The 22,654-nt window shown below is 42.3% G+C and carries 21 protein-coding genes; 8 read left to right on the plus strand and 13 right to left on the minus strand.

The window, feature by feature from the left end:
- Positions 1–44: 44 nt before the first annotated feature.
- The 3 genes from HFA01_RS08625 to nadE form a co-directional block, all read right to left on the minus strand.
- Positions 45–1,952, minus strand: a complete 1,908-nt coding sequence (locus HFA01_RS08625; protein ID WP_146815248.1) for an endonuclease MutS2 — start codon at positions 1,950–1,952, stop codon at positions 45–47.
- Positions 1,953–2,334: 382 nt separating this feature from the next.
- Entirely contained in the window at positions 2,335–2,892 is a 558-nt protein-coding gene (locus tag HFA01_RS08630) for a cysteine hydrolase family protein (protein WP_146815250.1), read from the minus strand.
- 9 nt (positions 2,893–2,901) lie between these two features.
- Complete coding sequence (nadE, locus tag HFA01_RS08635; RefSeq protein ID WP_146815252.1) at positions 2,902–3,651, minus strand: NAD(+) synthase; 750 nt, start codon at positions 3,649–3,651, stop codon at positions 2,902–2,904.
- Positions 3,652–4,026: 375 nt separating this feature from the next.
- On the opposite strand from nadE, the gene bshB2 reads away from it, so the two are divergent.
- The gene (gene bshB2 / locus HFA01_RS08640; protein WP_146815254.1) at positions 4,027–4,713 is read left to right on the plus strand and encodes a bacillithiol biosynthesis deacetylase BshB2; all 687 of its coding nucleotides are present in this window, start codon (positions 4,027–4,029) and stop codon (positions 4,711–4,713) included.
- A 157-nt stretch (positions 4,714–4,870) separates the two neighbouring features.
- Positions 4,871–5,620: a FixH family protein gene (locus tag HFA01_RS08645; RefSeq protein WP_146815256.1), complete on the plus strand. Its 750-nt coding sequence runs from the start codon at positions 4,871–4,873 to the stop codon at positions 5,618–5,620.
- A 54-nt stretch (positions 5,621–5,674) separates the two neighbouring features.
- Here the strand turns inward: HFA01_RS08645 and typA are convergent, their stop codons facing one another.
- Positions 5,675–7,516: a translational GTPase TypA gene (gene typA, locus HFA01_RS08650; RefSeq protein ID WP_146815258.1), complete on the minus strand. Its 1,842-nt coding sequence runs from the start codon at positions 7,514–7,516 to the stop codon at positions 5,675–5,677.
- 332 nt (positions 7,517–7,848) lie between these two features.
- On the opposite strand from typA, the gene HFA01_RS08655 reads away from it, so the two are divergent.
- The gene (locus tag HFA01_RS08655; protein WP_146815260.1) at positions 7,849–8,784 is read left to right on the plus strand and encodes an RluA family pseudouridine synthase; all 936 of its coding nucleotides are present in this window, start codon (positions 7,849–7,851) and stop codon (positions 8,782–8,784) included.
- A 41-nt stretch (positions 8,785–8,825) separates the two neighbouring features.
- On the opposite strand, the gene HFA01_RS08660 is transcribed toward HFA01_RS08655, so the two are convergent.
- A complete protein-coding gene (locus HFA01_RS08660) occupies positions 8,826–9,125 on the minus strand; it encodes a 4a-hydroxytetrahydrobiopterin dehydratase (protein WP_146815262.1) in 300 nt (99 codons plus the stop codon).
- A gap of 22 nt (positions 9,126–9,147) precedes the next feature.
- Positions 9,148–10,920, minus strand: a complete 1,773-nt coding sequence (locus HFA01_RS08665; RefSeq protein ID WP_146815264.1) for a M3 family oligoendopeptidase — start codon at positions 10,918–10,920, stop codon at positions 9,148–9,150.
- A 550-nt stretch (positions 10,921–11,470) separates the two neighbouring features.
- On the opposite strand from HFA01_RS08665, the gene HFA01_RS08670 reads away from it, so the two are divergent.
- Both HFA01_RS08670 and HFA01_RS08675 read left to right on the plus strand, forming a co-directional pair.
- On the plus strand, positions 11,471–12,394 hold the full coding sequence (locus HFA01_RS08670) for a TIGR03571 family LLM class oxidoreductase (RefSeq protein WP_146815302.1): 924 nt from the start codon (positions 11,471–11,473) through the stop codon (positions 12,392–12,394).
- A gap of 21 nt (positions 12,395–12,415) precedes the next feature.
- A complete protein-coding gene (locus HFA01_RS08675) occupies positions 12,416–13,117 on the plus strand; it encodes a DUF5694 domain-containing protein (RefSeq protein WP_146815275.1) in 702 nt (233 codons plus the stop codon).
- Between the two features lie 71 nt (positions 13,118–13,188).
- Here HFA01_RS08675 and HFA01_RS08680 read toward each other — a convergent pair whose 3' ends face one another.
- A complete protein-coding gene (locus HFA01_RS08680; protein ID WP_146815277.1) occupies positions 13,189–14,814 on the minus strand; it encodes a BCCT family transporter in 1,626 nt (541 codons plus the stop codon).
- A gap of 254 nt (positions 14,815–15,068) precedes the next feature.
- Here HFA01_RS08680 and HFA01_RS08685 point away from each other — a divergent pair, with 254 nt between their 5' ends.
- Positions 15,069–15,341, plus strand: coding sequence for a hypothetical protein (locus HFA01_RS08685; protein WP_146815279.1), 273 nt, complete (start codon positions 15,069–15,071; stop codon positions 15,339–15,341).
- Positions 15,342–15,344: 3 nt separating this feature from the next.
- On the opposite strand, the gene HFA01_RS08690 is transcribed toward HFA01_RS08685, so the two are convergent.
- From HFA01_RS08690 to HFA01_RS08700, 3 genes are all read right to left on the minus strand, one after another.
- Positions 15,345–15,599: a hypothetical protein gene (locus tag HFA01_RS08690; RefSeq protein ID WP_146815281.1), complete on the minus strand. Its 255-nt coding sequence runs from the start codon at positions 15,597–15,599 to the stop codon at positions 15,345–15,347.
- Positions 15,600–16,033: 434 nt separating this feature from the next.
- A complete protein-coding gene (locus HFA01_RS08695; protein WP_146815284.1) occupies positions 16,034–16,456 on the minus strand; it encodes a hypothetical protein in 423 nt (140 codons plus the stop codon).
- A gap of 143 nt (positions 16,457–16,599) precedes the next feature.
- Entirely contained in the window at positions 16,600–18,027 is a 1,428-nt protein-coding gene (locus tag HFA01_RS08700) for an aldehyde dehydrogenase family protein (protein ID WP_146815286.1), read from the minus strand.
- 146 nt (positions 18,028–18,173) lie between these two features.
- Here HFA01_RS08700 and purU point away from each other — a divergent pair, with 146 nt between their 5' ends.
- Positions 18,174–19,073 (plus strand): formyltetrahydrofolate deformylase, encoded by a 900-nt coding sequence (gene purU / locus HFA01_RS08705; protein ID WP_371860324.1) that lies wholly within the window; start codon positions 18,174–18,176, stop codon positions 19,071–19,073.
- Positions 19,074–19,184: 111 nt separating this feature from the next.
- The gene (locus HFA01_RS08710) at positions 19,185–19,679 is read left to right on the plus strand and encodes a L,D-transpeptidase family protein (protein ID WP_146815290.1); all 495 of its coding nucleotides are present in this window, start codon (positions 19,185–19,187) and stop codon (positions 19,677–19,679) included.
- Positions 19,680–19,721: 42 nt separating this feature from the next.
- Here HFA01_RS08710 and HFA01_RS08715 read toward each other — a convergent pair whose 3' ends face one another.
- The 3 genes from HFA01_RS08715 to mbcS all read right to left on the minus strand — a co-directional run bounded on the left by HFA01_RS08715 (position 19,722) and on the right by mbcS (position 22,537).
- A complete protein-coding gene (locus HFA01_RS08715; protein WP_146815292.1) occupies positions 19,722–20,378 on the minus strand; it encodes a reverse transcriptase-like protein in 657 nt (218 codons plus the stop codon).
- Between the two features lie 69 nt (positions 20,379–20,447).
- A complete protein-coding gene (locus tag HFA01_RS08720; RefSeq protein ID WP_146815294.1) occupies positions 20,448–20,873 on the minus strand; it encodes a GNAT family N-acetyltransferase in 426 nt (141 codons plus the stop codon).
- 89 nt (positions 20,874–20,962) lie between these two features.
- Complete coding sequence (mbcS, locus tag HFA01_RS08725; RefSeq protein ID WP_146815296.1) at positions 20,963–22,537, minus strand: acyl-CoA synthetase MbcS; 1,575 nt, start codon at positions 22,535–22,537, stop codon at positions 20,963–20,965.
- Positions 22,538–22,654: the final 117 nt, after the last annotated feature.

Raw genomic sequence — 22,654 nt, forward strand, 5'->3', positions numbered from 1 at the left:
GTTCTGTGCCAATTGAAATGCTAGCACTCCCCCAATGTGTACGCTTATTCTTCGTCTTCCAAAGTTAACCCCTCCACATGTTTCCGGTCCATCACTTTTTTAACCTTCCTATATTCTTTGGATTTGAATATAATATCAAAATCATAATCCTCAGGATATAGTTCATCAGCTGAGATGTGGAGTTTCAAGCGCTTGTGATTGTATTCTTTCTTTTCACCCTTAACTTGGACGACGTAATTCCCCAAAGCATCCGGACCTTTATAGACAATCCCCATTTCTTCTTCTGCAGGTATCCATACATTATCACCCATCTGAAAACCTGTTTTCTCTTTCTTCTGAACCTTGCGCTTTTGCCTGAACCGGTTCATGGCTACTTGCTTAGCATAGGACGAATTTTTCAAAAGCTGATCGTCTTTCGTAAACTCCCCTTTTTGCTTATAGGTAATGTTATAAGCATGATTGAGGATTTCCGGATGCAATCCTAATTTGTAGGCGATATCAAAAGCCTGACTTTTTCCAGCTGTTCCAATTTGCAGCTGGTACGTAGGCTTGAGAGTTTCCAAATCGAAGGCCATCGCTCCATTCACAAACCCTTCTTTTTCCATGGCATAGGTCTTCATTTCACTATAGTGAGTGGTCGCCAAAATGGTCGAGCCTTTGTTAGCGAGTTGATCAAGAATGGCAGTGGCTAATCCCATCCCTTCACCTGGATCTGTACCAGAACCGATTTCATCCAGAAGTAGCAAGGAATGATCATTGGCCTGCTGCAAAATTTGAATCAAGTTCGTCAGCCTTGAACTGAAGGTGCTTAAGTTCTCTTCGATGCTTTGCCCGTCACCAATATCAACGAAAACATGTTGGAAAAGAGGCAATCTGGTTCCAGGTTGTGAAGAAATCGGCAGTCCACATTGCGCCATTATACAAAACAATCCTACCGTTTTTAACGTTACCGTTTTCCCTCCAGTATTTGGCCCAGTAATAAGCAGGGCTTGATCATCTTCCCCCATATGGAGATTCAGTGGAACGGCTTTTTCCCCTAATAGAGGGTGGCGCCCTTCCCTGATTTCAATTTCCCCTTGGGAAAAGATCGGGGAATACCCATCCATTAATTTGCCGTATTTCGCTTTCGCAAAAAGAACATCATACTGATGCATCGTTTCCATGGCAATATTCAATTCATATTCCTTTTCCAAAACAGAGGCTGTCAACGCATAGAGAATCCGTTCCATCTCCTGCTCTTCCTGCATCTTTAAGAGTCCGAACTCCTCTTGAAGGGACGTCACTTCTTTTGGTTCTATAAATAACGTTGCACCAGAAGAAGATTGATCAAGGATGACACCTTTCACTTTGGACCGGTTCTCTCTTTTGACAGGAAGGGTCCATCGACCTCCTTTATCCACCGGCCTATTCTCCTGGAGTAAAGAGCTATATTTTTTAGCTGAACTTTCCATCCTCGTTTTCATATCAGTGAGAGTTTTGTCCATTTTTCTTCTCAGTTTCCCTAACTCTTTCGATGCAGACTCATCGATTTGGCCATGGCGTATTTTCCCGTAAATCTCCTCTTCCAATTGGGATAGATCCGCGATGGAATCGACATAGAGAGAGATGGTCGGGGCCAGGATCTGCTTATCTTTCATAAACCGTTTCAATTTTGTACAATGCTCTAGAAAAGAGACAAGGGAGCCAAATTGCTGCGGACGGATATAGAGACCTTTGTTCCCTTGATCAATCATGACCTGAATATCACCCAGGGTATGAATGGGTACATGACTGTGACTATCAATAATGGCTCTTGCCTCTTTAACTTCCTCATGCATCCTTTCCAACCTCTTTTGATCATTGGATGGTTGTAAATGTAGAATCGTTTCTTTCCCTCGATCGGTATGAGCGAAATCACTGACCCTTGTTAATATATTGTTCAAACCCAAGCTTTCAAATGTTTGTTGATTCAATGTTTTTCCTCCTCAATATGACAGGTGATCATAAAAATAAAAAAGTCCGCAACAAGCTGAAGATAGCTCGCTGCGGACTCCGTAGGACACATATAGAATGTAGCTCCACGAATGTACGAAAAAAAGCTATGACTGAATAAGCCAGTCATAGCTTTTTGGATCGTTTTTATCCGGCTATGCTTATGCTTGTTCTTAACTGTTCCTGAAAAAGGGTATAACAAACCAAGCATGCTTTCGCATACTTTTTTTCAGGACGTATCCAGTTCATGGATTAGTTAAGAACAACCACACTCATAAATCATTTCTCCTTCACGGGGTAAAGTTACATTCGTGAAACCATCACCTGTGTTCCATTATAATATATGACAGGTCCTCCTTCCTGTCAACTGCTGAAAATGTGACCCAAAAGAGAGCTATCCAACGAATCTGTTCGGGCAGCTAACGATCGTTTCATGATTCTTAAGGCATTTTCATTATCTTCTTTATACTCAGAGGCTATGCCATCTTCCGGCACCCAAAGATTGTATTCCCTCATATAAGCATCATTCGCTGTAAAAATAACGCAGATATCACCAGCTACTCCGGTCAAAATTAAGTTCTTGACCTCCAGATGGTCCAAGAGGATGCTTAACTGTGTTCCAAAAAAGCCTGAATGCTTCGGTTTAATGATAAAATAATCATCCTCATCAGGCTCCATTTGTTCAACTACAGGTTCTCCAGTCCCCTTTTTACATTCTTCCAACAACTCAGATGCATTGTCCTGCCAAAGCCCAAAGTTGTCATTCACATAAATGACCGGCACACCTTGCTGTTTGACCTTTTTTTTGAATTCTTTTAAACGCTCGGCGACAAGAAGACTGTTTTCAAGTAGGTTTTCTCCACCATCGAAGTCCATTTTATTAATCATATCAATGATGATGAGTGCAGTATTCTGCTTCATTTCACGTACTCACGCTCCTTTGAACCGGTTGGGTCCAGCCGGAATCTGACGCTTATGTTCGGTCTTCATGTGACGCTCCTTCAAATCCTTTTCATCGTCAGGATCAATTTTCTCCCCTCTTAGGAAAGCATCAATCGTATCATAAGACATGCCAAGCTCTTCTTCATCCGTTTGTCCTTCCCAAAGCTCAGCGCTCGGTTTTTTATGAAGGATAGAGTCTGGCACATTCAACGTTTTGGCCATTTCCTTTACTTCTTCTTTCCTCAGGTTGATTAGAGGAACCAGATCCACGCCACCATCTCCGTATTTCGTAAAATAACCGGTATAATCTTCTGCTGCATTATCCGTTCCAACGACAAGGTAATTGTAGTTGTTCCCTACAGCATAAAGTGTACTCATTCGGAGTCTTGCTTGAAGATTCGCACCACCAAGCTGTGATTTATCCTCATTCCAATCACCTTTTTCTTTCAACTGGTTTTTAACGGTGTCGTAAGTCGTCTGATAGGCATCGGTTAATTCAATACCGACATAATCAAGCTCCGCCCCTTCTACGACAGCCAGAGCATCGGTTTGGTCTTCCACACCTTTATTAATTGGCAGAATTATACCTAAAGAATTTTCAGGAAATGCCCGCTTAATCAAATACGATACTACAGCAGAGTCAATCCCACCGCTGATCCCGACCAAAAGCCCATCGGCACCTGCTTCTTCTGTCTTCGTACGCAGCCAATCCGTCAAATACTCAATTCTCTCTTCCATGTCCATTAACTCCCTTCATTTTACAATCTAAAGATTGCTTTCCTTTAAAAAGGAGAACATAAACCTAAAGCTCTTATAGGATAGTTATTCTACTAGGAGGTTATTAAAGCATATGGCAGGATTGTGGAAAACTCGATTTCGAGATGTTTCGGGGTTCGTTGCTGAGTTGAGCGTCAGGGGTGGCTGGGAAGCAACTCTTCCAGCTCCATCGCCTAGACACTCAACAAAAGCCTCGAAACTGAGTCTTCAACAAACGGGAGCGATAGTGAAATATTAAGTGATGGATAGAGGTACGCTTATAAACAAATGACTTTTCATTTTTTCTGATTTAAGCAATAATGTAGGATAGTGATCCTCTTGAAGGAGTGAAAGAAAATGATCGAACAAGAAAAACATGTACTCGTTATTTTCCCGCATCCCGATGATGAAGCTTTTGGAGTTTCCGGGACAATTACATCCTATATAAAACAAGGAACCCCACTTACCTATGCGTGCCTTACACTTGGAGAGATGGGGCGCAATCTTGGTAAACCAACGTTTGCAACGAGAGAGTCCCTGCCTGAAATCAGAAGAAAAGAATTGATTAAAGCTGCGGAAGCGATGGGCATTGAAGACCTCCGCATGATGGGATTGAGAGATAAGACGCTTGAATTTGAAGATGATGATGAAATGAAAGATATGGTCCGCCATTTGATTGATGAGCTTCAACCATCTTTGATCATCAGTTTTTATCCTGGCTTTGCCGTTCACCCCGACCATGAAGCGACTGCACGGGCAGTCGTCCGAGCTTTGAGGGAAATTGATGAAAAAGCTCGCCCGAAGTTTCACGCGGTAGCTTTTGCTAACGATACGGAAGAGAAGTTGGGGCAGCCTGATGTGATCAATGACATACGCTCTGTTCAAAACGAAAAGCTAGCAGCGATGAGAGCCCATATCTCACAAACCGCGAGAATGCTCGAGATGCTCGAAGAAGGCATAAAGGTCAATGATCCCGAAGCGTTGAAATGGGTGACAAACGAACGTTTTTATACCTATGACTGGAATAACGACAATGTCAATTAGAGGGAAGCTTTAAAAAAAGCTCCCCTCTTTTTTATGAAATCGTGAAGTATTGTCACAAGATAGTCTAAAATCAAGCAAGAATGTCAAAGCTTTAGATGATATCCTGATTGTAGGTTGGCTATCAACGACTCCAATACACAGATAAAGGAGATGCCTTATGAAAAAAGTATTCTTATCTATTATTTTGTTATTCGTCATGAGTGCTTGTTCTGTAAATAATAATGAGCAGGATTCTTCATCTGCAGAGGAAAATAATCAGGCGGCTGAAGTTCCAGAGGTAAAAGTGGAATTCGAGCATGAACCTCTCCCTGTAAAAGAAGAAACGACCATTCAAGCATCTGTCACCCAAGGTGGAGAACCAGTACCGGATGCAGAATATGTAGAATTTGAGATTTGGAACAGTGAAGATGGACAAGATTCATCTGAAACGTTCAAAGCACAGCATACAGAAAGCGGAGTGTACACGATCACTCATAGCTTTGCGAAAGAAGGTACGTATCAGGTGATCGCCCATACTCAGGTAGATGACCTTCACACAATGCCTGAAACCGAGGTGGCTGTTGGACAGCAAGCAGAAGCCAGTGGACACGAGCATGGAGATGATCGTGGTAAATTCATGGTCCACTTGATGACTGAACAAAGTTTCAAAGCTGGAGAATCATCTACATTGACCACACATATCAACCACATGGAAGAACCATTTTCTGAAGCAAGTGTGCGTTATGAAATAAGCTCTGATCAAATGGAAAAACACATGTACATTGATGCTGAAGAAAGTGAACGCGGGGAATACACGACAACCTATACCTTTCCCTCACCTGGAACGTACACGATCAACGTTCATTATGAAAAACCAGACGAGGACATTCATGGCCATCAAAAAGAAACCATTGAAGTTACCCAATAAATATACGAAAAGCCCGGAGCATATCGATATGCCCCGGGCTTTCCTATTGAGTCATTATACTTCTGTGTTTTGAAGCTTTTTCTTCTTCGCCATTTTCTCACGTTCGTTCTTATTCAAGTATTTTTTACGAAGACGAACATTTTCAGGTGTTACCTCGCAATATTCATCATCATCAAGATACTCAATGGCTTCTTCAAGCGTCATTTGGCGAGTTTTCTTAATTGTGTTTGTGGTATCTTTGTTCGCTGAGCGGATGTTGGTCAAGTGCTTTTCTTTTGTAATGTTGACGGTAAGATCGTTTTCACGGTTGTGCTCACCAACAATCATTCCTTCGTACACTTCTGTACCAGGTTCAACGAAAATAGTTCCACGGTCTTCGAGGTTCATAATTCCATAAGTGGAAGCTTTCCCTTTATCAAGAGAAACCAGAACACCTTCTCGACGGCCGCCGACTTGACCTTTTACAAGTGGAGCATAGCCATCAAAGGTATGGTTCAGAATTCCATATCCGCGAGTTTGCGTCATGAACTCTGTAGAATAACCAATTAGACCACGAGATGGTACTAGGAACTCAAGACGTACTTGACCATTACCATCGTTGACCATGTCCTGCATTTCACCTTTACGGTAACCAATGGATTCCATGACCGCACCTTGGTATTCTGCAGGTGTATCAATTTGAACACGTTCTACCGGTTCACACGTTTGTCCATCGATTTCTTTCAGAATTACCTTCGGCTTGGAAAGTTGAAGCTCATACCCTTCACGGCGCATATTTTCTACTAGGATAGAAAGGTGTAGTTCACCACGTCCTGAAACCGTAAAGGCATCCGGAGAATCTGTTGGATCGACACGCAAGCTGACATCAGTCTCAAGCTGTGTCATCAAACGCTCTTCGATTTGACGGGACGTTACATATTTTCCTTCTCGCCCAGCAAATGGACTGTTATTGACAAGGAAGGTCATTTGTAGTGTCGGTTCGTCAATACGAGGGATTTCCATCGCATTCTGATGTTCAGGCAGACAAACCGTTTCTCCGACGTTAATATCTTCTAAGCCAGCCAGGGCGATAATATCTCCCGCTTTTGCTTCTTCGATTTCAACACGTTTCAAACCGATGAAACCGAACAACTTGGAAACACGGAAGTTCTTCACTGATCCATCCTTCTTCATCAAGGATACTTGCTGACCTACTTTGATCGAGCCATTGAAGACACGTCCAACTCCGATACGGCCAAGATAATCATTGTAATCAAGCAACGTCACTTGGAATTGTAATGGTTCTTCTTTTGTATCTACAGGAGCTGGGATGTTGTTCATGATCAATTTGAAAATTGGATCCATAGTTTCCTGCTGGTCCTCTGGTTCATCTCCAGAAGTTCCGTTTAGTGCAGAAGCATAAACGACAGGGAATTCCAACTGCTCATCATCTGCGCCAAGCTCGATGAACAGATCGAGAACTTCATCGACTACCTCATCCGGGCGAGCATTCGGGCGGTCGATTTTATTCAATACGACAACCGGTGTCAATTTTTGTTCCAATGCTTTTTTCAACACAAAACGTGTTTGAGGCATACAGCCTTCATAAGCATCAACAACAAGAAGGACACCGTCCACCATCTTGAGAATACGTTCTACTTCTCCACCGAAGTCAGCGTGACCCGGGGTATCTAGAATATTTATACGCGCATCATTATAATTGATGGCGGTATTTTTGGCTAAAATCGTGATTCCGCGTTCTTTTTCCAAATCATTAGAGTCCATAGCGCGCTCATCGACATGCTCGTTATCACGGAAAGTTCCGGAATAGTGAAGCATTTGGTCGACCAATGTTGTTTTTCCGTGGTCAACGTGCGCGATGATCGCTATATTACGAATATCATCTCTGTGTTGCATGAAGCACACACCTCTTTCGTATCACAAATTATTCAACCCTTCTATTATAACATAGTTCTATTACCATAGATACCAGCTTTACATATCGTTAACATCAGTAGCCTAAGTACATCTTCGTAAACAGCTAGCAGCTCCACTGTTATCATCCTACTTTTCAAGCCTGACCCCCCCATTTATTCCCAGGGGGGCCAGGTACACAACATAAGGTACAACATAGAGGTGATTGCGTAAATGGTACTGGAAAGAGTACAATATAGGGCAGTTCGTACCTGGTACCAATATGTACGATTTACGCACCGGGTATTCAGTAATTTAGGAAATTAGGTGTAGAAATGAAAACGAAACGTATGGGGGATTGGCTTGAGGTCATCATCCCTGATCCATGGGACGGGTTGACTATCGAAAAAATTCTGAAGAAAAAATGGAATGTACCACGAAAATTAATGCATAGTTTTCGGTCCAACAAAGAAGTGACTTTAAACAATGAGAATCCTCATTGGAAGACAGCGACAGTCAAAAGTGGCGATGTTTTACGTGTTCGGCTTTTCCGTCCGCAACCACTTGAAGTGACGCCGACTTATATGGATATTGAAGTCATTTACGAGGATGATCATATACTGGTCGTCAATAAGCCGGCCGGCGTGTTCACGCATCCGAATACCCCGCACGAGCATGACACCCTGGTCAATGGAGTCGCTTTTTATTTTCAAATGAATGGCATTGAGGCCACCCCGAAATATGTACATCGCCTCGACCGTAATACTTCAGGTGCCATCCTTTTTGCCAAGCATGATCTCGCTGTCGCTATGTTGGGAAAAGAGCTGCAGGAGCGGAAAATCAAAAGGACGTACTTGGCATGGGCTCACGGGAAGCTGAAACCGCGTCGTGGAAAAATCGAAAAACCGATTGGAAAAGACCGCCATCATCCTGTAAGAAGACGTGTCTCACAAGGTGGCCAGCATGCAGAAACACATTACGAAGTCCTATCTTATGATGCCTCCCATGATGCCTCTCTTGTGAAATTACAGTTACAAACCGGCAGGACTCATCAAATTCGTGTACACCTCAGTCATATCGGACACCCGCTCCTCGGGGACGAAATGTACGGTGGAACAGGAAGCATTGATTACAAACAGGCCCTCCATGCTGCAAGGCTTACATTGATTCACCCGTTCACAGAAAAGGAAATTCAGTGTCTTGCCATGCCCGCCAGCGATTCGCCATTATTTACAAATGAACAAGTGAAGTCGTTAGACCCATCATCCTAAACATAAAAGAAGCCGCTCCCGTGTGAGGAGCGGCTTCTTTTTCATTTGATTAAATCATAAAGTTCGTCATATTTCACAGCACAGGAAAGGTCAAGTTCTGTAAGCCCCTTCGCATTCCAAGAAGTCAGCTTCAAGGTCACCATTTTATAGTCAATGCTGATGAATGGATGGTGTTGGATATCCTCTGAATACTCAGCGATATGATTAACGAACTGGACGCCTGTCAGGAATTCACTAAACCGGTACCGCTTAACAATGAATTTTTCATCCGTCAGCTTCCAACCGTCTAACTGGGAAACTCGTTCTTCCTTTTCTTCTTGTGGGATTAACTTTTCCTCCATCATTCACTCCTCCTTCTTTTAATTAAACCAAATCCATGAATGACTCAAGGTCAGAAAGGCACAAATCTAAGGCATGCACCCAGAAATCCTGTTTTTCTAGATCTACATCCAAATGTTTCTTCGCGAGATCCTCCACAGTCATCCTTCCCGTATCTTGAAGCAGAGCGATATATTGCTCTTCAAATGCCGGCCCTACCTCGATGGCTTTCGCGTAAATTCCCATGCTGAACAGATAACCGAAAGTGTAAGGGAAGTTATAAAAAGGGACATCCGTGATGTGGAAGTGTAACTTGGAAGCCCAGAATGTCGGATCGTACTCGTCTAACGTCTGAACGTAGGCTTCTTGTTGAGCCTCTGTCATCAACTCGTTCAGCCTTTCCGTTGAAACGACCCCTTGCTTACGTTCTTCATAAAAACGCGTTTCAAACAAGAACCTTGCATGGATATTCATAAAGAAAGCGACACTGCGCTGTACTTTATCTTCCAAAAGCACAAGTTTTTCAGCCTCCGAAGCTGCCTCTTTAACGGCCGCATCCGCAACAATCATCTCTGCAAATGTCGATGCCGTTTCAGCAACGTTCATCGCATACCCTTGATTCAACTCAGGCAATTCATCCATTACGTGTTGATGATAAGCATGGCCAAGTTCATGAGCAAGGGTCGCTACACTGGACGGACTACCTGAATAAGTCATAAAAATTCTCGTTTCCCCGCTGTCAGGGAAGCTTGTACAAAATCCACCAGGTTGTTTTCCAGGGCGGTCCTCTGCTTCAATCCACCTTTTTTCAAAAGCCATTTCAGCGAAATCCGCCATTTTGGGACTGAATTTCCTAAACTGCTGGATAATGAACGCTGCCCCTTCTTGAAAACTCATTTTCTGATTGGCTTCTCCGAGCGGTGCTTCTACATCATAAAAGCTCAACCTTTCAATCCCTAATTTTTCAGCTTTCTTTTTCATATAGGGAACATAATGCTTTTTATATTTCGTAATCGTCTCCCACATGGCATCTAACGTTCTTTGGCTCATCCGATTGTAATCGAGCGGCTCTTTCAAGACATTTTCCCATCGGCGGTGTTTATAGGTCTGGAGCCTGAAGCCTGATAGATGATTCAGCGTTTCTGTGAATAGATCGGAAGCCTCTCCCCATGTTTCCTGAAGTTTATCAAAGGCTTCTTTTCTAACCGAACGGTCGGGGTCATCCAATTGATTAGATGCTTGACCTACAGATAACTTTTCCCCATTCATCTCAATGGATAACTTTGCAACAAGAGCATCGTACATTTGCCCCCACGCATGATATCCATCAACACCCAAATCATTGATAAGAGATTCTTTCCCTACTTCCAATTTGTCCTTAGCAAGAGAACGTCTCTCATTCAAAACAAAGGATATAGCTTGAAAGGGGGCCTGATTCAATAAAGATTTCCATACATCATCATCGATCTGAACAAGTACCTGGTCCATTTCAGTTAATGCATTCCCTAATCGGGCACCCAGTTCACTTCTTTTCGATTGCCACATATTCGCTTTTCTATCCTGTACATTTTGTGCACTTAGACAACTTACAAAAGCGCCAAATTCACTCAATCGTTTTGACACCACTTGCGTAATTTCTACAATTTGGTTGAGTTTCTCTGTTTGGTCTGTATTTTTTGGAGGTGTAAACGTACGAATAGATGCTTCCAGATCATCCATCAGCCGTTCGGTTTTCCTCACATACTCTTTCAACTCATTGGAATCACTACCTCCATGAAAAATGGAATCTAAATCCCAAGTCATCTCATAGGTTCCCATTACGACTTCCCCTCTCTTTATGTAGATTCTTCCATCAAGAAAATCTCTTTCCATTATATCAGAATCTTCTAACGATCTCTCAGATCGTCCTTTTCCATTTCCCACGTATTTTGTCACATTTGGTTGAAATGTTTTTGATATGTTACTGTAATATAAACGAAACCTTTCTGACTATTCAATCGTATTATTAAGTAGAATGTTTTAGGCTAGTCTGCTCCGATTTTTATACCAGTCATTCGAAAGGGGATATCAAATATGAAAAAAAGAATTCAATACGATGCCACTGAAATCGCAAGTGTTGCAGGAGGATCGGCTATTCTTACCACCCTCCTCTACCTAACCATCTATATATTATAATGACGCATAAAGCTCCCATTCCTATGGGAGCTTTTTTTATATTCTGTAGACTCCCTGCCCTACCAATGAATACCTGCTTTTCATGATTAACCTTTATGGTTAGTTTTCTGGAAGAATTCTCATTATAATAGTAAATAGTCGATTAAATGAAGGAGGATTCCTTTTGTTTCAAGACCATCGCGGGTACCAGCGAATGCTGCAGCCAGACCAAATCACATTCGGCTTGACCATTCCTATCGAAAACTATGACCAGTCCGCTCCCAAAATGAAAGACCAAATCCAAATGGCACAACTAGCGGAAGAATTAAACTTTCATTCTCTTTGGTTCCAGGACGTTCTATTAGAAGACCCTACTTTTGAAGACCCAGCGACAGGGCAGATTTTTGATAGTTTGATTTATTTAACCTACGTAGCGGCCCATACACAACAAATCAACTTAGGTACAGCGGCCCTTGTTATGCCGCTTCGACACCCGTTGAGGACAGCCAAAGAAGTGGCGAGTATTGAAAGACTTTTCCCTGAGCGGCTAATGTTTGGGATTTCATCCGGAGATCGAAGAAAAGACTTTGAAGGGTTAAATATTCCCATTATGGAGCGGAGTGAATGGTTCAGGGAAGCATTCTATTTCTTCAATGAAGCCATCTACAATGAATTTCCTGATGTTCGATCTTCTTTTGGAACAATGAACCGGTCAAACATCGTACCAAAACCAGAAAAACGCATCCCAACCTTTATGACAGGCTATTGTCAACAGACACTGGATTGGGTTGCGGAGCATGGAGACGGATGGATGTTTTACCCACAACGTCCAGCTCAGCAGAAGGAGACCATCTCTCAGTACAGAGAGAAAGTGAAGCATTTCCATGGCGAATCCGCATTCCGTCCTTTCTTTATGCCACTTCCTTTGCAGCTCGAAGAAAACCCAGATGCTCCTACTGAAAAAATTCCTGCTGGATATAAAGTTGGGAGAAAAGGGCTGATGGATCTGATTGAGCAGTATCGTTCCATCGGCGTTAACCATTTAATGTTTGGTCTATCCAAAAACAAAAGACCAGTAAAGGAAGTGGTGCAGGAACTTGGGGAAGAAGTCCTCCCTCCATTCAAAATAAAGGGATAACAAAAGGAAGGAGAGATTGATTTGACCAAACCGGAAATTTTCCTCGTAGGAACATTTCACATGTCTATGAATCCTGAAATGATCAATGATCAACAAGAGGAAATTCGCGAAATCGTCCATTCACTAAAAAAATTCAAGCCGACGAAAATCACTGTTGAAAAACCTTTCTTAATCGAGGAAGAAATGGAGCGTAAATATATAGCTTTTAAAAATAACACCCTTACGCCCACTTATGATGAAGTCGAACAATTTGCTTTCCGGCTTGCCAATGAAATGGACTTGCCATCTGTTTATCCGGTAGACGAAATGGTGGATATGTCCAGACCGTCACTCAAACAAGTCTTTGAATGGGCAAAAGAACATCAACCTTCCTTGTTCAAAGAAATTATGGACGTTCAAAATAGACTAAAGTTGATGGAAAACAATGAAACGATCAAAAACATCTTACATTATGTGAATGATTCAGACTATAGCAAAGAACTCCAGAGGATCTATATGAAGTTGGCCCGTGTCGGGGACAGGCAACATCAAGTTGGGGTTCAATGGCTGAAGCAATGGCATCACCGTGACCTGGCGATAGCCGCAAATATCTCAAGACTCGCAGAGAAGGGTGACCGCATCCTCGTTCTCATCGGCGGGGACCACCTGCACCTGCTGAAGCAATTCTTAACCGATAGTGGTGACTTTAAGGTTCTCTCTGCCAAACCTTACCTCCCCCAATAAATGTTCATCGCACTAAATTAAATTCCAAATAAAAAAGAGGTTTTCCTAAGTTTAGGAAAACCTCTTTTTGTTTAATCCTGATCCGGTTTATCTTCCAGGGCTTCAAGAGCCGAACGCTTTTTCTTCTTCTTGCGGTTTTTCCAACGTCTAATATGAATCGTACTCGGTTCATAATCATCAGATTCACGAATATCTGTATTGGATGCTTTCATGAATGACCATGCGAGTAAGAACATAATCACGATCAGTGGGAATCCACCGACGATACTTGCTGTCTGCAATGTATCCAGTCCACCAAGGAACATAAGCGCAAGTGGCATCAAGCACAACGCGAATGCCCAGAAGAGGCGGTTCCAACGTAAAGGTTCCCCTTCCACATTTTTCTGTACAACGGAAGCAAGAATGTAAGATGATGAGTCGAAAGTCGTTGCAAGGAAAATAATCGCTAGGACGGTAAAGATCAATACCATGAATTTAGCTAACGGAAGTTGGTTGATGATTTCAACAATGGTCGCAGGCGCACCATTCGCATCCATAAATGCGATCGCATCGAACTGTCCTGTCAGCTGCATGTACAAACCGAAGTTCCCCATGATTCCGAAGAAAAGGACACAACCGAGTGTTCCGTACACCATTGTTCCAAGTACCATTTGACGAATGGTACGTCCTCTGGAAATACGTGCAACAAACAACCCGACAAACGGAGCATATACAAGCCACCAAGCCCAGTAGAAAATGGTCCAATACTCAGGGAAGCTCGTACTCTCAAACTGACCTAAATTCCCGAATGGCTCCATCCAAGTGGCCATCTTGAAGAAATTATCCGCCAATATCCCCAACGCGTTGAATGTTGTTTCACTGATGAATCGCGTCGGCCCAAAGATGAAGATAAAGGCCAGCAGGAAGATTGACAGCCACAAGTTCACATCACTGAGGACTTTAATCCCTCGTTTAAGGCCTGAATATGAACTGATTGCAAAGATCAATGTACACAATAACATAATGACTGTTTTAAGACCCAAGTTCGCCGGTATACCGGTCAAACTATTGATCCCCTGTGCAATCATTGGTGTACCGAGGGCAAGCGTCGTTCCTGCTCCTCCCAATAGTCCGAACATGAATAACACATCAATGACGTTTCCAAGTGGGCCGTCAACAGAATCACCTAACACCGGGCGGACAGCCTCACTAACTTTAAGTACAGGTTTTTTTCGAACATAGTAAAAATAAGCAATCGGCAAAGCCGGCAATGTATAAATCGCCCAAGCAATTGGTCCCCAGTGGAACATTCCATAGGCCGATGCCCATTGAATCGCCTCTTTGGATCCCGGTTCCACACCAAATGGAGGTCCCTGGTAATAATACGCCCATTCAATAACTGCCCAGTATAAAATACTGGAGCCGATTCCGGCAGCAAATAGCATAGCTGCCCAAGAGAATGTATTGAACTCAGGCTTTTCTCCTTCGTCCCCTAGTTTAATCGACCCATTCTTACTAAATGCAACATAAACAAGAAAAGCGAAAATGACAAAGCCCATAATCATATAAAGGACACCAAAGTTTTCCGTCATGAACGTATTTGCTTGTGATACAACCTCTTTACCGGCTTCCGGGAAGATGATCAGTGGTAACGTAACACCGAGCAACAACACGAGAGCGCCGATAAACGTTGGCCAATCAATTAATTTTGTTTTCAAATGACATACATCCTTTCTACTTCTTCTTTCATTAGTTTGTTCTGCACGAGGTAAATCATTCAACTTAGCGGGGGTATGTACGGAGAAAAACACGAGCTTCATTCTAACAAGTGTAAAGACAGAAGGCAAATGAGTATGTATGTTTCATACCCTATCTAGGAAAAAAGTAACGCAAATCTTGTCGTGAATTGACAAAAAGAAAATAAAAGTGGAAAGTAAAAAGAAATAAATCGTGGAGATGAGGTGGGAAAATCGTGTCCGAACAGAAGAAAAAGTGGGATGATCGTCTAAATCCTTTATATTTCCCACTCTTTACAGCTATTCCAGTGGAAATTTGGCTTACCCTTAAGTCCTCTTCCTTTTCAGGTGTTGAAGCAACCTTATATATCATTGGTGTGCTTTTTTTAATTTTTGCAGGAGCCGTTGAAACAGACAGTGAGGAGGGAAAACACAGAGCCATTGGTTACATTTATTTATTGTCAGCATTGACATTCGGAAGTATTGGGCTGTTCAAATGGCTTACATAACTTCTATATAAAAAACAACCAGGGAAGAATCATAGGTATCAAAATGATAATGGTAACAATTAGCCAAGCACTTGAATTTTCACTAGTTAGTTGTTTACGATAAGACATTCCCCAAGCTAAAAATAACAGAGCTGTCATCATAATGCTTCGCAAATGGAATTCTCCATCTTTATTGTTCATGAAAATATATACAGCACCTTCGGCGACAATCAGGATTCCGACGATGATATTAAAAATATGCGTAAACCATTTATTCATGGATCATAGACCTCCTTACATCCTCTATTATCTTTATCCTTTCCAAGTATATTACAACCTCATCCATAAGGAAAAGAACAAAACCATCCATGTGAAATGGCACCTCCACTCTCTTCTAACTAACTTTTCTCAACAATATGACAGGATTGCAGAAGAATCATTTTCGAGATGTTTTGGGGGGCCATTTGCTGTGTGGGGAGTCAGAGGGCTCGCTTTCCTGCGGGGATGACGGATCCTCCTATGGGACGTGTGGATCAGGTGAGACCCTGGAAGGCGTAGCCTGAGGAGGGATCCGCGCCCGCCCCATGGAAAGCGACCATTTTCCAGGAGCCCCTACATTCACATAAACAACTCGAAACTGAATCTTCAAGTATACGGAGCTATTGTGGAGGATGGAGAAATAAAAAAACCGGTTGGAATGGGGTTCCAGCCGGCTAGAGTGTTTCGATTAATCCTTGGAGATCCTGGGTCATTTTATACATCGTGTCGCTTTCACGAAGAATTTCCCAGTAACCTTCGTAGAAGTACACTTCCAATAAGGTATCTCCTTCGCACGAAAGCTTAAGTGCTCCTTCCACTTCTGAAGTTGCAGTTGATCCCTGCATTGGCGGGCTGCTCTTCATTTCTTCCAGGAACTTACGGACAGCATTTTCCTGCTCCAGTATATATGCTTTTCTTTCTGTTCCTAATTCGTAATATGTAATCGTTACAGGTCTTTCATATTCACTCCAATGATAAGGAGTAACATTATCTTGGGTAAACGCAATAGGGTTGAAAAAATACCTTTGATCGACGTATATGCAGGCACATAAAACAAGGATAAGAAGCCCACCAAAAATGCTTAGTTTTTTTCTCATTCTTCCACCTCTTCACAAGTTCCATACAAATGAATCTACCTTTTATACGAACATTATGAGGGGAAGGTTTCATTATTTTCAAAATACTCCCTTTCTTTTTGAAAAGAAAAAAAGGCGGAATATAGTCTCCGCCTTTTTTTATCTTATAATTTCGGATAACCCAAAACTGTTTTCACTTCTAAATATTCTTCAATACCATAATCGCCCCATTCTCTTCCTATACCAGATTGTTTATACCCACCAAATGGTGCGGCGAAGTCTGCCTCAGCATCATTGATTTTCACTCGACCTGCTCGGATGCTGGATGCAACCTTGGCTAGTGTCTGTTCATCTTCCCCGAACACATACCCTGCGAGACCATATTTAACATCATTGGAAATTTCGATAGCTTCTTCTACCGTGTCATAGGTAATCAAGCAGGTGACCGGGCCGAATATCTCCTCTTGGGCGATGACCATATCATTATTCACATCTGTGAACACTGTAGGTTTAGCATAATAGCCTTTGTCTAATCCTTCTGGCTTCCCTGTTCCTCCTACAAGAAGTGTAGCCCCTTCTTCTTGTCCTTTTTCAATATATGATTGAACGGTGTCCCATTGTTTTTTTGAAACCAATGGACCGATATGGTTATCCCCTTGAGGATCGCCGACAGGGAATTCTGGAAGCACTTTTTTAACAGCCTCTTCAAATGAGTCTTTCATAGAGGAAGGAACGAGTACTCTTGTGGCTGCTGAACAAACCTGACCACTATTTGTAGCGATGTGACTGACGGCAGCACGAGCTGCTTTTTCAACATCAGCATCTTCAAGCACGACTAATGGAGATTTCCCTCCCAGTTCAAGTGCGACGTTAGCGATGCGTTCAGATGCGTTCTGCATGATTTTTTGACCTACAGCACCAGAGCCCGTAAATGATACAAAATCGATATCTGGATGTGAGCTGATGCCATCACCAATAACCGAACCCGATCCATTCACTAAGTTGAAAGCTCCTTTAGGTACACCGACCTTGTCAAAGATTTCAGTCAATATAATGGCCGCAAAAGGTGTCAACTCTGCCGGTTTCGCAACCACGGGACTTCCCGCAGCAAACGCACTGGCGATTTTAGTTGAAATTTGGTTTGTTGGGAAATTCCATGGGGTGATCAAGCCACTGACGCCCACCGAATCCTTCATGACCGTATGTCCTCCGCGATCTTCAATAAATGAAAAATCTCTTAACGATTCTGCCGCTTGTGAAAAATGATTGTATCCCATCATATAATGAACGTTTTCAGAAATGGATTTTGGTGAACCCAACTCTTCCGTAATCGTCTCTATAATTTCTTCTTTACGGTTCTCATATTCAGCAGCTATGTTTTCGAGCATTTTAATTCTTTCTTCTTTAGAGGTTTGAGAGAAGGATGGAAAAGCATCCCGTGCCGCCTGCACTGCCTTATCCAAGTCCTCTTTCGTTCCAAGACTAATGGTACCGATGACTTCTTCTGTTGCAGGGTTGATTACGTCTTCGGTTTCATTTCCTGTAGATTCTACCCACTCACCGTTTATATAATGCTTTAAATAGTTACGCATTTTCATTTCTCCTTTATAGAAAGAAAATTTTATTTTACTTGCTACATGGAGAATGTATCCGAATTTTCCCATTTCAAAACATGACCCTGCTTTCCAAACGGACTTCACTCGACTATAATGGGGAGAATAAAAAGGAAGGATGAGTGTTGATGACTTCGACCAACCAACAAATTCAACATTACTTAACCAAGAATGAGGATAAAGCCCGCTTGCTCGTCAGTTGTCCTGATAAGCCAGGAATCGTTTCCAGCATCTCAACATTCCTCTATGAACACGGAGCAAACATTGTGGAATCGAATCAATTTACAACAGATCATGAAGAAGGAACTTTTTTCCTGCGCATCGTATTCGCTTCAGAAAATATGAAGTCCAAGGAAGAAACAATGAAAGCAGACTTCCATGCTCTTGCAGACCAATTTGAGATGACCTGGCGAATGACTTTCCTGCATGAACTGAAACGCACGGCTATCTTTGTATCCAAGGAGCTTCATTGCTTGCGTGAACTTTTATATGAATGGGAAAGCGGTGACCTCGTTACGGATATCCCGCTCGTCATCAGTAACCATGAATCCGCAAGAGAAATTGTCGAGTCTTTTGGTATCCCTTTTTATTACATTCCTGCAAACAAAGAGATCCGTGAAGAGGTAGAAGAGAAACAGTTGGAGTTGTTAAAAGAGTACAATATCGATTTAATTATCTTAGCCAGATACATGCAAATCCTCACCCCTAAGTTTGTAGACAGTCATCCATCTAAGATTATTAACATTCACCACTCCTTCTTGCCCGCATTCATCGGTGCTAACCCTCACAAACGCGCTTACAAACGTGGGGTCAAGTTGATTGGAGCCACTTCCCATTATGTTACAGACGATCTCGATGAAGGACCGATCATTGAACAAGATGTAATCAGAGTCGACCATAGGAACAGTGTAAATGATCTAAAGAAAAAAGGACGCCTAATCGAACGCAGTGTACTGAACAAAGCCGTTAAATGGGCCCTTGAGGATCGTGTGATCGTCCATAAAAATAAAACTATTGTCTTATAAAGGCTTGCTTAAAAAGAAGGACCTGACTGATTACGTCAGGTCCTTCTTTTTAAGCAAGTCATCTCTTTTCCAACATAAAATACTATAAGCATTTTATGTGGGGGGATAGGAATGAATCACATCGTAAAAACAGGTGAAACCTTAGCACAAATTTCAAAAGATTATCGTACGCCCTTGAGAGATATCCTGGCGGCAAACCAAATAGCAAACCCGAATATGATTTTCCCCGGTCAAAAAATCAATATCCCAGGTTTTCCAAACCCAGATACAATTCCATATCGCATTGAAGTATCTACAGCCAAACGTCGATTGCGGTTATACAAAAATGGTACATTTCAGAAAGAATACCCGATTGCTGTAGGACGCATGCTCTCAGCAACTCCTATAGGAAACTTCTTCATTATCAACAAAGCTCCAAATCCAGGAGGACCTTATGGAACGATGTGGATGAGTTTGTCCAAACAGCATTATGGCATTCATGGGACTAATAATCCTTCTTCTATCGGTAAAGCAGTATCTAAAGGATGTATCCGAATGTTTAATAAAGATGTAGAAGAGTTAGCAAGAACCATCCCTCTGGGAACTCCTGTTACCATCACACCTTAATGAGAGCAAAAAAGTCGATGGACATCCATCGACTTTTCACCTTCATTCCAACTCCGAACGACTTGTCACCTCTACTCCCTTCAGAGCTTGTGTAGCAAGTCTGTCCGCTTCTCCATTATCTTTCCTGGAAATTACCTCGAAAGAAGGCACAATTCCCATCTGCTTTAGTTTTTCATCAATACGGTCCGCCCAATCATTCAAAGCCTCTTCCATCGTCGGCCACTCATCATTCAGTTGTTTGATCACAACTTGAGAGTCTCCTAAGAAACGGACGGGTATATGATGTACCCCCATAAAATCCAATTCTTGAATGGCTAAATGTAAGGCTGCGTACTCCGCCTCATTATTTGTATCTAACTCATCAACAAGGGCATTCATTCGAAAACGCTTGGCTTTCCCACTTTGAGTATAATAGATGACACACCCCAAACCTGCCTTACGCTCCTTTATTTCGTACCCACCATCAAAATAGACGGTAATATCATGAGGTTCTGTTTCAAGATCTTCCAAATATTTTTGTAAATCCTTCCGCTTCCATGTCGTATCATAATCGTCTATAAAGGTAATTGATTTGGCTCGTCCTGTCTTTTCCAGATCCTCTGTTATTAACAAGGCCTGCCCAATCGGCATCTCTTCTGACTTAAAGAAAGCCTCTGTTTTCTTCGGAGTTTTATATGTAACTTCCAGTCTGATTTTCACCCAAACTCCACCCTCCCTAAAAGTTAGTCTTCCATGTATTTATTATGGTCTAATCATTTGAGATTATTTTTATAGTCGTTTGTAAAAACCTGTCGCTCTTCCCTCAAATCCAAAGGAGTGATAGATCTCATGTGCCTTCTTTCGTTCCGATCTGTTTCCACTATTCAACATGATGGTTTTAGCACCATTGGTCACCGCCCATTCCCCGGCTTTTTCCATAAGCATCTTCCCTATCCCTTTGCCCTGTTCCTTTTCAAGCACAACAAAAGCGATGACCCGCACGTGTGGTTCATCTGTATGGTACGCCTCGCTAAAAGTCATCCCGATCATGCCAAGTAGTTCGTCATTCGCCTCATAGACGTAGGTTTGGTAATATCTTTGTGATACTATGCTCTGCAGCCTTTTTTTTATCTGGTTTTTACTTGATGGATAACCGAGGGCTACCATTAGTGGAACCATCCCTTCCGCATCTTCAAGCTTAACACTCCGAATCATATGCCCCTCCTTATTACCTTACTGAAATTTCCTTTTCAGCATAACAAACCTGAAGGCCTTCCTCGACCTTCAGGTTTGTTATCTTTCACTTATTTCATAACGTTCTCTTTTTGACGAAGCTCAACTCTTCGTATTTTTCCAGATGTCGTCTTCGGCAACTCTTGAATGAATTCCACTTTTCTAGGGTATTTGTAAGGCGCTGTCAATTCTTTCACGTGATTTTGAAGGTCGGAAACCAACTCATCGTTTCCTTCAAACCCTTTTTGAAGGACGATGTAGGCCTTTACCACGTTTCCGCGAACTTCATCCGGGCTTGCAACAACGGCACATTCTTGGACTGCTTCATGTTTGACAAGAGCATCCTCTACTTCAAACGGTCCGATGGTATAACCGGAACTAATGATGATATCATCACTCCTGCCTTCGAACCAAAAGTAACCCTCTTCATCCTTTTTAGCCTGATCACCTGTCACATAATAATTGCCTCGACGGGACATCTTTGTACGTTCAGGGTCTTTATAGTACTCTTTAAACAAGGCGGGGGTATCCAGATGGACGGCAATGTCTCCTACCTCACCAGCTTCTACAGGCGTTCCCATTTCATCAATGATTTCTACCTGATTTCCTGGCGTCGGCCGTCCCATAGACCCAGGGCGCACTTCCATATCCTTCATAATTCCAACAAGAAGCGTATTTTCTGTCTGGCCATAACCATCTCTCACCGTTACATCATAATGTTTTTGGAACGTGTCGATGACTTCGCGATTTAATGGTTCTCCTGCAGATACCGCACTGTGCAGACCCTCTAATTTATATTCAGATAAATTATCTACCTTAGCCATCAAACGATATTCAGTCGGGGTACAACAAAGGACATTCACCTCATGCTCATCCATCAAGCTTAAATATTTTTTAGGATCAAATTTACCTTGATAGATCAGACCTTGTGCACCTGTTCCGAGTACAGAAAGGAAAGGACTCCATATCCACTTCTGCCATCCCGGCCCTGCTGTCGCCCAAACCGTATCTCCATCTTGAATCGCCAACCATTTATCAGCCGCCGTCTTCAAATGGGCATATCCCCATCCATGTGTATGGACCACACCTTTCGGATTCCCTGTCGTACCAGAGGTATAGGAAAGGAATGCCATGTCTTCTCTTGAAGTGTCCGCAAGCGACAACTCCTCACTATGGTCATCCATAAGAGAATCAAGATCACGCCATTTTTCTTTCGCCCCACCTACAGAAAAAGTAATCAAATCATCAAATTCATTAACCCCATGGAATTGGTCTGTATAAGGGAAGTAGCTGATGACACCACTCACTTCTCCGTGTGAAATTCTATACTGTAAATCCTTTGTTCTCAGCATTTCCGAACTTGGAATAACGACAAGTCCTACTTTAAGAGCCGCGATATACACTTGATAAGCTTCGATCAAGCGAGGAATCATGACGAGGACTTTGTCCCCTTGCTTTAACCCTTGTTCAAGGAAAGCGTTTCCAATTTTGTTCGCATTTTTCATTAGCTCTTCATATGTAACTTCTTTTTGATCACCTTGTTCATTCAACCATAGCAAAGCTTTTCTTCCCGTTTCTTTTGCGTACTTCTCCATCTCAGATACGACATTGTACCTTTCAGGAGCAATCAGTTCTTCTCTTTTCATATAGCGGCCTCCTTTATTATGAGCGACTGTTCAGTTTGTCCATATCTATTATAGCAATTTTTCTTAATATTTCAAATAATGAATAATAAATAATCTTACCACTAACGCTCCCTATTC

Source organism: Halobacillus faecis (genome assembly GCF_007991335.1).
Lineage (GTDB): Bacteria > Bacillota > Bacilli > Bacillales > Halobacillaceae > Halobacillus > Halobacillus faecis.

Coding starts and splice junctions, on each gene's coding strand:
- HFA01_RS08670 (WP_146815302.1), top strand. CDS start 11,471: ATGCTGCAGCCAGACCAAATCACATTCGGCTTGACCATTCCTATCGAA.
- HFA01_RS08645 (WP_146815256.1), top strand. CDS start 4,871: ATGAAAAAAGTATTCTTATCTATTATTTTGTTATTCGTCATGAGTGCT.
- HFA01_RS08660 (WP_146815262.1), bottom strand. CDS start 9,125: ATGGAGGAAAAGTTAATCCCACAAGAAGAAAAGGAAGAACGAGTTTCC.
- HFA01_RS08695 (WP_146815284.1), bottom strand. CDS start 16,456: ATGAGAAAAAAACTAAGCATTTTTGGTGGGCTTCTTATCCTTGTTTTA.
- bshB2 (WP_146815254.1), top strand. CDS start 4,027: ATGATCGAACAAGAAAAACATGTACTCGTTATTTTCCCGCATCCCGAT.
- HFA01_RS08720 (WP_146815294.1), bottom strand. CDS start 20,873: ATGATTCGGAGTGTTAAGCTTGAAGATGCGGAAGGGATGGTTCCACTA.
- HFA01_RS08665 (WP_146815264.1), bottom strand. CDS start 10,920: ATGGGAACCTATGAGATGACTTGGGATTTAGATTCCATTTTTCATGGA.
- HFA01_RS08655 (WP_146815260.1), top strand. CDS start 7,849: ATGAAAACGAAACGTATGGGGGATTGGCTTGAGGTCATCATCCCTGAT.
- HFA01_RS08700 (WP_146815286.1), bottom strand. CDS start 18,027: ATGCGTAACTATTTAAAGCATTATATAAACGGTGAGTGGGTAGAATCT.
- HFA01_RS08690 (WP_146815281.1), bottom strand. CDS start 15,599: ATGAATAAATGGTTTACGCATATTTTTAATATCATCGTCGGAATCCTG.
- nadE (WP_146815252.1), bottom strand. CDS start 3,651: ATGGAAGAGAGAATTGAGTATTTGACGGATTGGCTGCGTACGAAGACA.
- mbcS (WP_146815296.1), bottom strand. CDS start 22,537: ATGAAAAGAGAAGAACTGATTGCTCCTGAAAGGTACAATGTCGTATCT.
- HFA01_RS08630 (WP_146815250.1), bottom strand. CDS start 2,892: ATGAAGCAGAATACTGCACTCATCATCATTGATATGATTAATAAAATG.
- HFA01_RS08710 (WP_146815290.1), top strand. CDS start 19,185: ATGAATCACATCGTAAAAACAGGTGAAACCTTAGCACAAATTTCAAAA.
- typA (WP_146815258.1), bottom strand. CDS start 7,516: ATGCAACACAGAGATGATATTCGTAATATAGCGATCATCGCGCACGTT.